The organism is Salinivibrio sp. IB868 (genome assembly GCF_001995655.1).
Lineage (GTDB): Bacteria > Pseudomonadota > Gammaproteobacteria > Enterobacterales > Vibrionaceae > Salinivibrio > Salinivibrio siamensis.
The window spans coordinates 79,972-94,855 of the sequence record NZ_MUEW01000012.1 but is presented as its reverse complement, the minus strand read 5'-3'; the positions used below and the strand labels follow the sequence as shown (position 1 = coordinate 94,855).

Genomic DNA, 14,884 nt, shown 5'->3' with positions numbered 1-14,884 from the left:
GCAAGTAAGAAGACAGAGTTATGAAACACATCGCGATAGTGGAAGATGAAGCGGCGATCCGAGAAAACTACGCCGATGTTATCCGCCGCCAGGGTTACCAAGTCCATACCTACCAAGACCGGCCCAGCGCGCAAGCGGCCTTTGAGCGGCAATTGCCCGATCTAGCAATCATTGATATTGGCTTAGGCAGTGAGATCGATGGTGGTTTTGCCCTTTGCCAATCCCTCCGCGCCGTGTCGGCGACAGTGCCAATTATATTCCTCACCGCCCGAGACAGTGATATTGATACCGTGGTTGGTTTGCGGATGGGCGCGGATGACTATCTCACTAAAGATGTCTCCCTCCCACACCTCATGGCACGTATCGCCGCATTATTCCGGCGCTCTGATCTTTTGGCACAAACCCCCTCAAAAGAAGATAAGCGTCTCCAATGTGGTCCTCTTTACCTCGATCTTGATCGTATGCAGGTCTATTGGCATAACCAACTGATTGATCTCACCGTGACCGAATTTTGGATGGTGCACGCCCTCGTCAAACGACCCGGGCATGTTAAAAGTCGTCAAGCACTCATGGATGAAGCACATGCTGTGGTGGATGACAGCACCATTACCTCACACATTAAACGAATTCGTAAGAAATTCATGGTCGTTGATGAACAGTTTGATTGCATCAGTACCGTTTATGGCATGGGCTACCGTTGGGATGAGGCACCCGAATGATCGCGAAGTTACATTTGCTTGCCCGGCATTTATGGCAACACATCGCGGGTATCCGTACCAAGATTGTGGTGCTATCGAGCTTTTTACTCCTATTGCCCTACTTGGGTTATCAATATGTGTGGGAGATGGAAAACGTCTTACGACAGGGACAAGAACAGACTTTGATGGGTACCGCGCGCGCTTTCGCCATGGGGATGAACGACAGGCCCAGCTTGTTTTCCTATCGAGACATCCCCTCTCAACTCGACCCAGGAAAAGATCTGCACGCGTTTCGCCTCAATCATCCAATCACCTTGGACGGTGACTTAGGCGACTGGCAGCGCGATCGCCACCATCAACGCCACTATCAGCGTGATGGGCTTATTTTTAACCAAGGTCCCTACCACAGCAATCAATTAGCGTTATCTGTGCTCACTGGGAGTAATGGAGATGCCGTATACTTTGGCATCACAGTGACCGATGCCAGTCCTACCCCAGCACAGCGTACCGGCGATATCACCAGCCAAGATCACATGATCTTGGCGCTCACTTCCCCCCAAGGTGCCTTTTATCGTGTTGCGCTCAGCCAAGACAGTCACAGCAATAATGCTCACATCCGTCACCTGACCAGTGGACTACCCACATTAGCTGACGAGACCTCGACAGAAGGCCCGGCTCAGCCCCTACCTATTGCTGCAAAATGGCAACCGACAGACAAGGGTTACAGCATTGAGGTTAAACTCCCGGCAAATTGGGTCGGCCAGCAGCTGGCTCTCGCCTACTATGATCGCGGCAATGGTTTCGAGCGGCCACTCAACGCCATTATTGGCAGTGCTTCAACGCGCGCTCCCACCTCATTAGGCAGCTTTATGATGCCCTCTGCGGCTATCCAATCTTTGATTGAGCGAATGAATAACGACGCCTCGCGGGTTTGGGTAGTCGATAAGCACAGTCGCGTGCTCGCCAAAGACGGCGATATTCAAACCTCCAATGGCGTTTGGCAGCCTCAGTCGCCCTCAGACCAATCAGAAGGGTTGATCCCCTGGATAACCGACACACTACTGCGCCCCTGGTATGACCGCTTGCTCGTGACGCCACCCGATCACTTTGTCGACGCCATGCAACAAGCATCCATCTACCAAGGGGTGCAAGCACAGCAAGCATTACAGGGGCGGCCTTACGCAGGCTGGCGCAGCTCAGACGACAATCAAGCAATGATTTTATCGGCCGCTTATCCCATCTGGCTTGACGACCGTGTCGCCGGTGCAGTGATCGTCGAAGAGACGACCAATGGCATTCGCAGCTTACGTAATGAAGCGTTAGAAACCCTGTTTTCAGTCATGCTGGCGGTTATATGTACCGGCGTGCTTTTACTGCTCTTGTTTGGATCGCATATCGCTAAGCGTTTACGTCGCCTCCAGCACGAGGCCGATCATGCAATCGATAGCCAAGGCCGGGTTACCGGGCATATCACCACCACACATAGCCATGATGAAATTGGTCGACTATCACGCACCATGGCCGATATGGTCAGCCGAATTGCCGGGTATAATCACTACTTGGAGGCCATGAGCTCACGGTTATCCCACGAGCTACGCACACCGATTGCCGTGGTGCGCTCCTCGCTTGAGAACATGGCCTACACCCAGGAAAACCCCGATCAACTGACCTATATTAACCGCGCGCAAGACGGTGTTCACCGCTTAGCGGGCATTTTATCGACGTTAACCGAGGCCACACGCCTAGAACAGAGCTTTGATAACGCCGATAAAGAGATGGTGGATCTCAATGCCCTACTTGAAGGCTGTGCCCAAGGCTACCAATTCGCTTATCCAGATAAGGCCTTTACCTTAAGCCTTCCCCACCACACGGTAAACGTGTTAGGTGTCCCTGATTATCTGGCACAATTACTCGACAAGCTTATCGCCAATGCGGTGGAGTTTGACAACGGCGCCGCCCCCATCGCCTTATCGCTGTCACAAAATGCGCATCAGGTCGCGATGACCGTCAGCAATAGCGGCCCATTGCTTCCCGAGCATATGCGCGAGCAATTGTTTAACTCTATGGTCAGTGTCCGCCCTGAAGGTCACGGCGCGGATAAACCGCACCTTGGCTTAGGACTGTATATCGCACGGTTGATCGCTGACTTTCATCAAGCCGATCTTGTCGCTGACAACCGGCCACAACAAGATGGAGTGACGCTGTCACTTATTTGGCCCAATACACAGTTAATGACACACTGATTGATCTCAACCCTATTGGCCCCAATACTGACTAATAATGCCCGACACTGATAAGGGCCCGCACTTTTCATGGGGTCACACATAGCGTGACGCCCCGAGCAAGGAGCCAATATGATTGAATTTTATTCTGCCGCGACACCCAACGGCCAAAAAGTTGCGATTGCACTAGAAGAGATGGGGCTGGATTATCAACTACACAGCGTTGATTTGATGGCAAATGAGCAAAAACAGCCTGACTTCTTAGCCATCAACCCCAACGGTCGCATTCCCGCGATTGTCGATAAAGCCAATGGCGACTTTCCGGTGTTTGAATCCGGGGCGATTTTACTCTATCTCGCAGAAAAAACGGGGCAATTCTTACCCAGCGAGCCCAAGGCACGCTCACAAGCCATTCAGTGGCTGATGTTTCAAATGGGGGGCGTGGGGCCAATGATGGGGCAAGCCAATGTCTTCTATCGTTATTTTCCTGAAAAAATCCCCGCCGCCATTGAGCGCTATCAAAAAGAAGGCCGCCGCCTGCTTGAAGTGGTGGATAAGCAACTGCAACAGCATCCTTACTTGGCAGGGGATAGCTATACCATTGCCGATATGGCGACCTGGCCATGGGCAAGGATTCACGAATGGAGTGGCGTTGATGTCAGCGGATTAGACGCACTCAGCGCGTGGCTCGATAAACTTGCCGCGCGCCCTGCTTGTCAAAAAGCCTTACTCACCCCCGCGCCCAACGAGGCAACGGACGACGAACGTGCCGAACAAGTACGTGGCATGGTGACGCGATAGCAAAATCGCTATACTAGATCGTGATCTTAGGTACCAGACAGGCAGCGTATCCCGCGGCCTGTCTGTCATTTATTAGTGTTGAGGAGCTCGCGTGTTAACACCTTGCATTGGTCATTGTCGACGTGAAGACGATATTTGCGTCGGCTGCAAACGTACACTTGATGAAATTGTCCGCTGGGGAAAAATGACCGACGATGAGCGCGAATCCATTATGGCGCAACTCCCCAAACGGCCCGATCCTACCTCTGCCGTTCCCTCTTATCGGTCACGAAACCCGTTCAAGCGCCGCACTGGCTGAAGGCGCAAGCGGCTTACGATACTCAATGATCACCGTGCTTCCTTCATAATGCACGGCTTCAATCGCCCCATCGACAATCACTTTACTGGTGACGAGCACGTCTTGATCAACCTGTTCACGATCGCGCAAGCTCGGTATGACCTTGTTCGGCTCCACCCCCATAGCTTGGCAAAACGCAAACACAAACCGACTATCGAGCACGGCGTCACCATGAATGCACCGAGAGAAGCTAAGGTGACTGATCTCAAGCTTTTTTGCCATTTCTATCTGGGTAATCCGAGCTTTAGCTTTATAAGACATCCATGTTTCGTACAAAGCCTGTCTGTCTTGGTCATTAAAGGTCATCACGGTTTCCACTGGCTATCATTTAAAAGCATCCAGCCTAGCAATCCTGTTACCTATAATGTCAGCACGGGGTAAACGGCGAGTAAATCTTGCTGGAATCGTGCGGCTCGGTTAGGATCCGAGTGCCCTGATCAGATAAGAGATGTGCTATGGACGTCAACTTGGCGAATCTACCTGCCGACGAGAAACAAAAAATTGAACTCGATAAACAAGCTGCCTACGCCGTATGGAAGGTAGTCAATAACCAAGCCCCACAAAGCCTTTACCAGCAAGAAGCCAGCGCCTTAGTCGACTGGCAACGCGAGGTGTATCTCGCCAGTGTAGAAAAATACCGTGCGCAACCTGACGCTTTTATCATCCCTGAGGCCCCTCCCTCCGAATAAGGTTTCACCAGCACCCTCACACTGGTGCTGGAACCTGTCAGTCAGCGTACGCCACACGGTTTTTATCGCCGAGCGCATCGCGCCATCCCTTCAGGCGTCTCAACGCCTTGCCACTGTTTGGTTTTATCTCACTTGCTGCGGATAAATGCTTAAAATAAGACGCTTAGGTCAGTAAGCATCTTACACGCGCGTTTAAAATCCGAACGCCTGTCTTTTTTTTCTAACAATACCTTCATTAAAAGCGCGCTAAAATGTCATACATTTTTCACCCCCTCACCTAGCAAAAAATGAACACTCGCCCTATTGTTATTCTTATCAAGAATTCTTTCTTATTTGGCAGATAGACGCCATATAAACTAATTTCTAATAAACGTTGGCTGGGTGACTCCTTGGTGGGCAACACAAAAATCCGCACAAAAAAGCGGACAGAACACGCTCATCAAGCACAGGAAGCACCCTTACTTTTTAGACAGGCAAACTCGCGCTCAGTAAGGGGTAATCGCTATGACCTTAGGGTTTAAGTCTCGCATTATTTGGGGGGTAGGACTGCTCGTCACACTCTCACTCGTGATCCTCGGCTCAATTAACGCACTGTCGCTGCGTGACAGAATGGTTGAAGCCTTGGTCACCCAAACTCAAAATAAACTCGATCATCATGTCATCGAGTTGGAGCAGCTGGTGCAGTCTCAGCTCACTGCGGTAGAGCAAGGTGCTGGCCACTTCTCAACCGATCTCACCGGTCAGGAGAATGTGGCGCAAGTGCGAATGCTGGCAGATACCGCCGGTATTGCTAATGTCATCATGACCTATGAAAGCGGCGATTCGTACATGTCAAACCACAATGGCAATGGCGTGACCACCAACGAATATAACTTCCGCAATCGAGATTGGTATCGCACGGTTAAATCCGACCAGGCCATTCACTTGACAAACATTTACACGGACAAGGTCACCGGTGGAAAAGTGATCAGTGCCGTTGCGCCTGTGTTTGAAAACGGCCAGTTTATCGGGGCACTCCTCGGTGATATTCCGTTAGAAGATGTCATCACTCAAGTCAGTGACATGCGCTTTGCAGGGGGCGCGGCTACACTGGCGGATCAAAACGCAGTGTTTTTCGCGAGTGATGATCCTAATGATATCGGCAAGACCCCCTCGCAGGTAAGCGCGAACTTTGCACAGATGGAAAGCATGTTCCGCAGTAGCGAGCAGGGTCATCTTACTTTCCCCTATTTAGGCATTCAATTTGATGGCTATTTCCAACGGGTCAACTTAACCGAAGACAGGTATTGGACCCTGATGGTCTTTGTTGACCAAAAAACCGCCCTGGCCGGGGTTCGCGATGCACAAATCGATTCTGTCGGAACAGGCGTGATACTGCTCATCGTCAGTCTTGGCGCGATTTATGCGATTATTCAATTTTCATATCGCCCCTTACTCAAACTCAAAGAAGCGGTGCTGGATCTGTCACGTGGCGAAGGGGATCTCACTGCTCGTCTCGATGTGAACGGCAATGATGATTTGGCGCAAATCAGTGACGGCTTCAACCGCTTTGTCGAAAATCTACAAGGCATGATGTTGAGCGTCGCCGAGTCCAGCCAAGCCATTTCAGCCAATATTAGCCAGCTTTCGCAAACCACCAGCGAAAATGAGTCCGTATTGGATGCTCACTCAGCTGAAACCGAGCAAGTGGTTACTGCCATCACTCAAATGAGCGAAAGCGCGAGAAACATTGCAGAAAATGTTTCCCAATCGAACAGTATCACTGCCTCGGCAAGTAAGGAGGCAAGTCAATCACTTAAAGTGGTCGACAATGCGGTGATCACGGTCAGTGCCTTAGTGGATGAGGTGGAAGAAATGTCGGGACGGATCACTAGCATGAACAAAGATGCGAATCGAATTAGTGACGTGCTGACAGTGATTGGCGAAATTTCTGAACAAACTAATTTGCTGGCATTGAATGCCGCCATTGAAGCAGCGCGCGCTGGCGAACAAGGACGAGGCTTTGCGGTCGTCGCCGATGAAGTGCGTGCGTTAGCCGCTCGCACACAAAGCAGCACCACGGAAATTTCCGAAATGCTTACCGCGTTACTCGATGGCACTTCGAGTGTGGTCGAGGCCATGGAGAAAACCAAAGAACAGTGTCAGACCACCGCAGACAAAACCTCGGAAGTGTCTAACAGCTTGACCATCATGAGTTCGTCTGTCACCGAAATCGACGATGTGAGCACCCAAATTGCGACAGCGACTGAACAGCAAAGCTCTGTCGCTGAAGAGCTCAGTAAAAACATGCTGTCGATTCGCGATATGGTGAACAAGCTGGTAGACAGTGGCAATCAAACCACGGCGGCCACTCAATCCCTCACCCATTCAAATGAGGAGCTGGATCGCATGGTGCATAACTTTAAATTGCAGTAAATCGCCAAGGCCAGACCGCGACGCGAGTGAGTATGGCTGACGTTCACTGAATCAGGCAGCGAGACGCTGCCTGATCCCCATTGGGGAGGATTGTTTTTATGTCTTGTTCCTTACCAACACACGCCTTAACCGCGACGTTTACACAACAATACCAAACCATTCGTCAGCACTTTTTCAATCGAGACCCTGATCGTTGGCCCGTCTATCGGACGCCAGAACTGGCTCATTGGTTGGAGAACGGCATGCATCCTGCGGTGGCCGACGCTGCGCATCCATTTAGTCAACAAACGCATGTTCCCGAACAAAGTGATATTAGCGCCAAGACACTGCCTAACCTAGCACTGCAAGCCGCCACCTACTCCAAAGATTGGACATCGCCCCGTGCCGTGGAAAACGTGATCACGGCGCCGTGTGATCCCGCGATACATGGAGCATTACTGGCGACGATGGCTAATCCCAACTTGGTGTATAGCGAATACGCGGGGATGTCAGTTGAACTAGAAAAAACACTCGTACGTCAAGTCGCAAACTTGATTGGCTATGATCCTGACCAGGCAACCGGGATCTTTACCCAAGGCGGGACGTTCGGCAACTTATACGGCTATTTAATGGGGCTAAGAAAGCAGTTCCCGCTATCAGGCCAGCGGGGGTTCCAAGGACAAGACTTCCGCATGATTAACTCACTGGCTGGCCATTATTCCAATATGACCAACCTCGGCTTACTGGGCACAGATATCCCCAACCAAGTCCTGCGTATTAAAGTGGATGCCAACAACCGGCTTGACTTGGATGACTTTGCCTATTCGCTCAATCATTGTTTAGCAGAAAAGATGCCAGTGCCCACCATCTTGCTGACCTTTGGTACCACAGACACGTTCGCCATTGACGACATTGAACGCGTCTATCAAATCACAACACGCGCCTGTGAGCGTTTCAACACGCCGGTTAGGCCACACATTCACGTCGATGCGGCCGTGGGCTGGCCATTAGTGATGTTCAACGACTATGATTTTGCCGCCAACCCGATAGGGATCAACGTGGCGACACGGAATAAACTGCAAGCATTAATACCCCGTATTCGCGGACTACGCTTTGCCGACTCCATCACTATCGATTTTCAAAAGTGGGGGTTTGTACCCTATACCGCCAGCTTGGTGATGTTCAAACAGAAAACGGACATGGAACATCTTAAGCAAGATCCGCATTACTTTTCTTATTTTGAAACCAGCAAAACACAGCAAACGCATTTGCAGTCAACAATAGAGTGCTCGCGTGGTGCAGCAGGCGCCTATGGGAGTTATTGCGCCCTCAATATGTTGGGAAAACGTGGTTATCAGACCATGATTGCGCACAGCCTGCAAAATGCCGAGTATTTAAAAGCCCACCTAGACGCCCTCCCCCATTGCAAGATCGTCGCTGGTGATAACCTGGGCCCTACGGTGGCGTTTCGCCTCTACCAACCTTCCCCTACACTGGATGTAAATGTCATGTTCCAGCAAGAACAAACCTTGCATCAAGTCGGGGCGCGCATTGACAGCATTACCCAACATAGCCTGTTTCACCGTCAGCACTTTCTTGCCCGGCAAGGTAAAACGCTGCAAACCAACTGGGTCGAGTCCATTGCACACACGGAGTTCGACCCCAATGGCCAATGCCTATTTATTCCTGGTGAAAAAGCGGTATTTTTAAACCCTTACACGCGCTACACACACATTGATGAGTTTGTGGCTTCACTATGCCCCGAGCACGCGGAGCAATTGGTTTAGTTACCAACGCCAAAAATGCGGCATAAACAACGCCAGCACGGTGAAGTACTCCAAACGACCGAGGATCATGGCAATGTTTAGGATCCAGATCCCTGTGTCTGTCACGGGCTGGAAGTTACTCCCGACTTCACCAAACCCTGGCCCAAGCACATTGATACAAGCGACTACGGCGGTAAATGCAGACCAGAAATCGAGCCCTGTCATCATCATCAATAGGGTAAACACACCTGTGGTCAGCGCTGCTAGCGACATAAACGCCATTACCGCTTGGGTCACATCGTTCGAGACCACCTTATCTTGATAACGGATGGGGATGATCGCGGAGGGGTGCACCAATTGATGCAATTGGCGACGAATGATTTTAAAGGTAACAATATCGCGAATAATTTTATTGCCGCCCGCCGTTGAGCCTGAGCACCCGCCAAGATAGGCACAAAACACCAGGAATAAGGCGGTTGCCGCTGGCCACGAGCTTAGATCCGCTGCCCCAAACCCAGTACTGGTAATGAACGAAACCACATGAAACGCTGCAAAGCTCAGTGACATCCAGAGCGATTCATAACGGGCTTCACCATAAAGGTAAAAGCCCAGTACCAGAGATAAGCAGGCCACTACAATCAAAAACACGCGTGACTCTTCATCATCGATATACAGCTTTAAACCGCGCCAACCGATACGGAAAATGCGAAAATGTAAACCAAAGTTGATCGCCCCCAACAGCATAAAAACATTAGAAATCATTAAGATAAGATGGCTTTGAAAGTGCCACATACTGGCATCGTGGGTGGAGAATCCCCCCGTTGAGACGGTAGAAAAGCTATGTGCGATCGCATCGTACGCGCTCATCCCGGCCATATAATAGGCCAGCGCACATGCGATGGTGATCACCACATATACCCCCCACAAATAGTGGGCTGTTTTTGAAATGCGGGGGGAGAGTTTTTCGTCTTTGATTGGTCCAGGTGTTTCCGCTTTTAATAGCCGCATGCCACCCACATTGAGCATCGGCAATACCGCAACCACGAAGATCACCACGCCAAGGCCCCCCATCCATTGTAAAAACTGGCGGTAGAGCAAGAACGAAGCAGGCATATTGTCCAGGCCACTTAAAATGGTGGCACCCGCCGTACTCAAGGCACTGATCGACTCAAAGGTAGCATCGGTAAAATTGACCCCAGTGACCAACTCGATCGGAATACCGCCAAGCAACCCCACCAGTATCCAGGTCAGCGTCGAAAATAGTAGAGCATCGCGAAAAGTGACCTGATTGAGTTTGCTTTGCCGAAAAAGCCACGAGATGGCCAATGATGAAATCATCATTAGCAAGGAAGGGTAAAAGAAATCGGTTGAGACACCATCGCGGAAAATAAAAAGCGATAAGAGTCCAAAAACAAATTGGACAACACCCATCCATAAAATAGGCATGCCCAGAAGACGCAGGGTATTTTTAAAGTTAATCATGACAGAGGCAACTCATCATTAACACGCTCGTGGTTTATCGATCCATCGCCACCACGCGTAGCGACAAACAGTGGCGTGACGCTTATCACCTCACCGCTTAACTATATCGGTCTTGTTCCAGAATGTCATGGTGGATTAAAGACCTCATATCTACGTCGTTAATACCCTGCATACAAGGCATTACATCGCAGACACGTTATAAAAAAGCCGGGCATCACTGCCCGGCTTCCTACTTTTACTGTGCTTGACGACGTTCGCCGCGCGCAGGGCCACCACGACGCTCGTTGCCGCGGTCACGATTGAAACGACGTTCGCCACGGCCACGTTCATTGCGGCCACGACCACCGCCATTGCGGTCACCACCGCGACGCTCGCGCATGATTTGACCTTCAACACGCTGTGCATTGGTCTCTTTTTGACGAATACGCAGTTTTTGCAATTGTGCAAACACGTCTTTCGGCATGGTTTTAGGCAGCTGTACAAACGTGTGTGCCGGTGCCAGTTTAATCGCGCCAATGTTTTGCTTGTTTAAGCCAAGCTCATTGGCAATTGCACCGACGATATCTTTAACTTGTACACCTTGCTCACGACCCACGTCCAACTGATAAGTATCCCAATCAGCCGGGTTAGTATCACGACGGTCAGTACCATTTTGACGATCGTCACGACGACGTTCACGGCGTTGTTTCTCACGCTCCATCGCTGCAATCATCGGGTCTGGACCTTTGTAGAACAATGGACGCTTGCCTTGCTGGCGTTGCAGCAACATCGCCGCCAAAGTGGTTGCATCCACATCGATATCGTTTTGCAGTTGCTCAATCAGCTCAACGAAAGGTGCCATGGCATCGCCATCTTTCTTCTCAGCCAACTCGCCCGCTAGCTGAGCGACACGCGCTTCCGCCACTTTATCGCGGTTTGGAAGCTGAATTTCTTCCATTTTGGTCTGCGTGACACGCTCAACCGTGCGTAGCATGCGCATTTGGTTAGGACGCACCAACAGAATCGCTTTACCGGCACGGCCTGCACGCCCCGTACGACCAATACGGTGAATGTACGATTCGGCATCAAACGGAATGTCGTAGTTAAACACGTGAGTGATACGCGGCACATCAAGGCCACGTGCCACGACGTCGGTCGCGACCAAAATATCAATCACACCACGCTTTAAGTGATCAACCGTGCGCTCACGCAGTGACTGTGGGATGTCCCCATGCAATGCCGCGGCTTTAAAACCACGCGCTGATAACCAGTCGGCAAGGCGCTCAGTATCTTGACGGGTACGCACAAACACGATTGAAGCGTCGGTATCTTGCGTTTCTAGCAGACGGCTCATGGCTTCGTCTTTTTCAACGCCTTTAACCACCCAGAACTGCTGCTCAACTTTTTCAACGGTGCGATTACTTCCCGCCACATCAACACGCGCCGGTTCACGCAAGAAGCGGTCAACAATTTGTTTAACGATAGGAGGCATGGTTGCCGAGAACAGGATACGCTGTGCACTCTCAGGCGCTTGCTCCATGATCCAGGTAACATCGTCCACAAAGCCCATTTTGAGCATTTCATCCGCTTCGTCGAGGATAAAGGTATGCACTTCGTCAAGCTTCAAGCGATCGCGGTTGATCAAATCTTTCACACGCCCTGGTGTGCCCACCACGATGTGCGCGCCGCTTTTTAGCGCTTTCATTTGGTCAACAATCGATGCACCACCATAGATCTCAAGCACTTTGAGGCCTTTGATGTTCTGTGCCAGCGTCTTCATTTCCGCCGCGACTTGGATAGCAAGCTCACGAGTCGGAGCCATAATGATAGCTTGTGGTTTACGCTGGCTTAGATCGACTTTGTTCAGTAGTGGCAGCGAAAATGCAGCGGTTTTACCTGTACCGGTTTGTGCTTTACCAAGTGCGTCACGGCCTTCAAGAAGAACAGGGATGGAAGCGGCTTGAATTGGTGTCGGTGTTTCAAAGCCCATTGAGTCAAGCGCAGACAAAAGGGTGTCGGCCAGATCTAACTGGCGAAATTTGGTTACAGATTCTTGCATTGGGATCCCAATCTATAGAGTGTAGCGAAACGGGGCCCCTCAAGCGTTCTGCTCAACCATGCAACACTGTCTTTCATGCAGTGACAGTCACCAGCGCCATGGGCCTCGGTCATTAAGGATGTGCATTCTGCGCTATTTACACCAAAAAAGCCAGAAAAAGTTGAACAAGTTCACAAAATTTGCGGCGTGTGGGCAGGTTTATAGCAATTTGTTCACAGAGGCATCGAAATCCGCAGGTATTCCCCGCACTTTCCATGCATTTAAGTCAGGTCACAGGATTTTAGTGCCACGGGTTGGTTTTGAAACAGTGAATCCGTATAGTGTGGCGATCCGTTTATCGAGACCCGAGTTATGTTTCAAGACAATCCCCTGCTAGCACAGCTAAAGCAACAGATCCAAGAAACCTTGCCCAAAAAAGAAGGCCAGGTAAAAGCCACCGAAAAAGGCTTCGGCTTCCTCGAAGTTGATGACAAAACCAGCCTTTTCATTCCGCCTCCTTATATGAAGAAAGTGCTTCATGGTGATCGTGTAGAAGCCTTTGTTCGCACCGAGAAAGACCGCGAAGTGGCTGAGCCGGATACGCTGGTAGAAGCCAGCTTAGATCGCTTTATTGGCCGTGTGCAGTGGATCCGTAATCGCTTAAACGTCGTCCCCGATCACCCGCAAATGAAAGACGCTCTGCGCGCTAAAACGCAGCGTGGCTTGTCGCAAGACAACTTGAAAGAAGGTGACTGGGTCGTGGCGTCCCTCATCCGCCACCCACTGAAAGGCGATGACAACTTTATGTGCCAGGTCAGTGAAAAAATCACCGATGCGGACGATAAAATTGCCCCTTGGTGGGTCACGCTGGCCAAACACAACTTGCCCAACCAAGAGCCAGCGCCAAAAGATGCGTGGCCATTGTTGGAGCAAGGGCTAGAGCGTCGCGACCTGACTGATTTACCGTTTGTGACCATCGACAGCGAATCCACCAAAGACATGGATGATGCTCTGTATGTAAAAGCTAACCCGCAAGGTGGCTTCACCATGACAGTGGCTATCGCCGATCCAACAGCATACATCGATGCCGATGAGGCGCTTGATCAAGTCGCTCGTGACCGTGGGTTCACTATTTACTTGCCTGGGCGCAACATCCCAATGCTGCCTCGTGATCTCAGTGATGACTTATGTTCACTGCGTGCAAACGAAAAGCGCCCAGCACTATGCTGCACCTTTAATATCGATGCTGATGGCACCATTGCCGACGATGCTGAATTCTTCTCCGCTTGGATCCAATCACACGGTCAGCTTGCTTACGATAAAGTCTCTGATTACATCGAACTCGGTGAACAAGCGCAGTGGCAGCCAGAGAGCAGCGACATTGCGGATCAAATCCATCAATTACATCAATTTGCGCTAGCCCGTATTCAGTGGCGTGAGACGCATGCCGTCACCTTCCCCGACCGTCCTGACTACCGCTTTGAACTCAGCGAAGATAACGATGTGATTGCTATCCACACCGATCAGCGTCGTATCGCTAACCGTATCGTGGAAGAGTCAATGATCAGCGCCAACATCTGCGCGGGTCGAAAGCTTCGTGACGCATTCGGGTTTGGTATCTTTAACACACACGCCGGCTTTAACAGTGAAAAACTCGACGACGTGGTCGAGCTAGTAAAAGCGCATGACGGCGAGGCGGACAGCGAAAGCCTAGCCACCGTCGAAGGCTTCAGTGCGCTCCGTCGCTGGCTAAACAGCCTAGATACCACCTATCTCGATAATCGCTTACGCCGTTTCCAAGCATACAGCGAGATTGGCCATGAGCCAGCGCCACACTACGCGATGGGCCTAGATGTCTACGCCACGTGGACATCACCTATCCGTAAATACGGCGATATGATTAACCACCGTTTGCTCAAAGCGATTATTCGCGGCGAAACAGAGGCCAATGCCCCTGCCGATACCGTGGGTGAAGAGCTTGCCGGCCACCGTAAACATCACCGTATGGCTGAGCGTGATGTCGCTGACTGGCTATACACCCGCTTGCTCAAGCCAGAAGTTGAAGCGCAAACCCGCTATACCGCTGAGATTTTTGACATCAACCGGGCCGGAATGCGTGTACGCTTGCTGGAAAACGGCGCGCCTGCCTTTATTCCATCGTCGCTGATCATCGATAACAAAAGCCGGATTGCCTGCGATAAAGAAACAGGCACAGTCACTATCGACGGTAACGTTGAGTTCAAGCTCGGTGATAGCCTAGAAGTGGTGATTGCCGATATTAAAGAGACAACGCGCTCGATTGTGGCCAAGCCGACCCAGGTATTTACCCTGCCTGAGGCGTCACAGAGCGAATAAACGTGTTCTCGCTCTAACCACGCACGTCATGCGAAACGTCAGCAGAAAGCCAAGCCATCGCTTGGCTTTCTTTTTGCCCCCAGAATGATAATCTAATCATTAAATTAAAGAGACTCGCTAGAC

The 14,884-nt window shown here is 50.9% G+C and carries 11 protein-coding genes; 8 read left to right on the top strand and 3 right to left on the bottom strand.

The window, feature by feature from the left end; genetic code table 11:
• Positions 1 to 20: 20 nt before the first annotated feature.
• From pdsR to BZG20_RS13300, 4 genes are all read left to right on the top strand, one after another.
• A complete protein-coding gene (gene pdsR / locus BZG20_RS13315) occupies positions 21 to 719 on the top strand; it encodes a proteobacterial dedicated sortase system response regulator (RefSeq protein ID WP_077579318.1) in 699 nt (232 codons plus the stop codon).
• Positions 716 to 2,941 carry a proteobacterial dedicated sortase system histidine kinase gene (gene pdsS, locus BZG20_RS13310; protein ID WP_077579317.1) on the top strand — a complete coding sequence of 742 codons (2,226 nt, stop codon included), beginning with the start codon at positions 716 to 718 and terminating at the stop codon, positions 2,939 to 2,941. Before pdsR ends, pdsS begins: the two co-directional genes overlap by 4 nt.
• A 111-nt stretch (positions 2,942 to 3,052) precedes the next feature.
• Positions 3,053 to 3,721, top strand: coding sequence for a glutathione S-transferase N-terminal domain-containing protein (locus tag BZG20_RS13305; RefSeq protein ID WP_046075918.1), 669 nt, complete (start codon positions 3,053 to 3,055; stop codon positions 3,719 to 3,721).
• Between the two features lie 91 nt (positions 3,722 to 3,812).
• Positions 3,813 to 4,019 carry a DUF1289 domain-containing protein gene (locus BZG20_RS13300; protein WP_046075919.1) on the top strand — a complete coding sequence of 69 codons (207 nt, stop codon included), beginning with the start codon at positions 3,813 to 3,815 and terminating at the stop codon, positions 4,017 to 4,019.
• On the opposite strand, the gene BZG20_RS13295 is transcribed toward BZG20_RS13300, so the two are convergent.
• A complete protein-coding gene (locus tag BZG20_RS13295; protein ID WP_046076095.1) occupies positions 3,987 to 4,364 on the bottom strand; it encodes a hypothetical protein in 378 nt (125 codons plus the stop codon). The genes BZG20_RS13300 and BZG20_RS13295 overlap by 33 nt on opposite strands.
• A 149-nt stretch (positions 4,365 to 4,513) precedes the next feature.
• On the opposite strand from BZG20_RS13295, the gene BZG20_RS13290 reads away from it, so the two are divergent.
• The 3 genes from BZG20_RS13290 to BZG20_RS13280 all read left to right on the top strand — a co-directional run bounded on the left by BZG20_RS13290 (position 4,514) and on the right by BZG20_RS13280 (position 8,928).
• On the top strand, positions 4,514 to 4,747 hold the full coding sequence (locus tag BZG20_RS13290; protein WP_046075920.1) for a DUF3283 family protein: 234 nt from the start codon (positions 4,514 to 4,516) through the stop codon (positions 4,745 to 4,747).
• 504 nt (positions 4,748 to 5,251) lie between these two features.
• Positions 5,252 to 7,162 (top strand): methyl-accepting chemotaxis protein, encoded by a 1,911-nt coding sequence (locus tag BZG20_RS13285; protein WP_077579316.1) that lies wholly within the window; start codon positions 5,252 to 5,254, stop codon positions 7,160 to 7,162.
• Positions 7,163 to 7,260: 98 nt separating this feature from the next.
• Complete coding sequence (locus BZG20_RS13280; protein WP_077579315.1) at positions 7,261 to 8,928, top strand: pyridoxal-dependent decarboxylase; 1,668 nt, start codon at positions 7,261 to 7,263, stop codon at positions 8,926 to 8,928.
• On the opposite strand, the gene BZG20_RS13275 is transcribed toward BZG20_RS13280, so the two are convergent.
• Both BZG20_RS13275 and BZG20_RS13270 read right to left on the bottom strand, forming a co-directional pair.
• Positions 8,929 to 10,389 carry a potassium transporter TrkG gene (locus BZG20_RS13275; protein ID WP_077579314.1) on the bottom strand — a complete coding sequence of 487 codons (1,461 nt, stop codon included), beginning with the start codon at positions 10,387 to 10,389 and terminating at the stop codon, positions 8,929 to 8,931. It abuts the gene before it with no gap.
• A 235-nt stretch (positions 10,390 to 10,624) separates the two neighbouring features.
• Complete coding sequence (locus tag BZG20_RS13270; RefSeq protein ID WP_046075924.1) at positions 10,625 to 12,427, bottom strand: DEAD/DEAH box helicase; 1,803 nt, start codon at positions 12,425 to 12,427, stop codon at positions 10,625 to 10,627.
• Positions 12,428 to 12,778: 351 nt separating this feature from the next.
• Between BZG20_RS13270 and BZG20_RS13265 the strand changes: the two genes are divergently transcribed.
• Positions 12,779 to 14,761, top strand: coding sequence for an exoribonuclease II (locus tag BZG20_RS13265; RefSeq protein ID WP_077579313.1), 1,983 nt, complete (start codon positions 12,779 to 12,781; stop codon positions 14,759 to 14,761).
• Positions 14,762 to 14,884 lie beyond the last annotated feature (123 nt).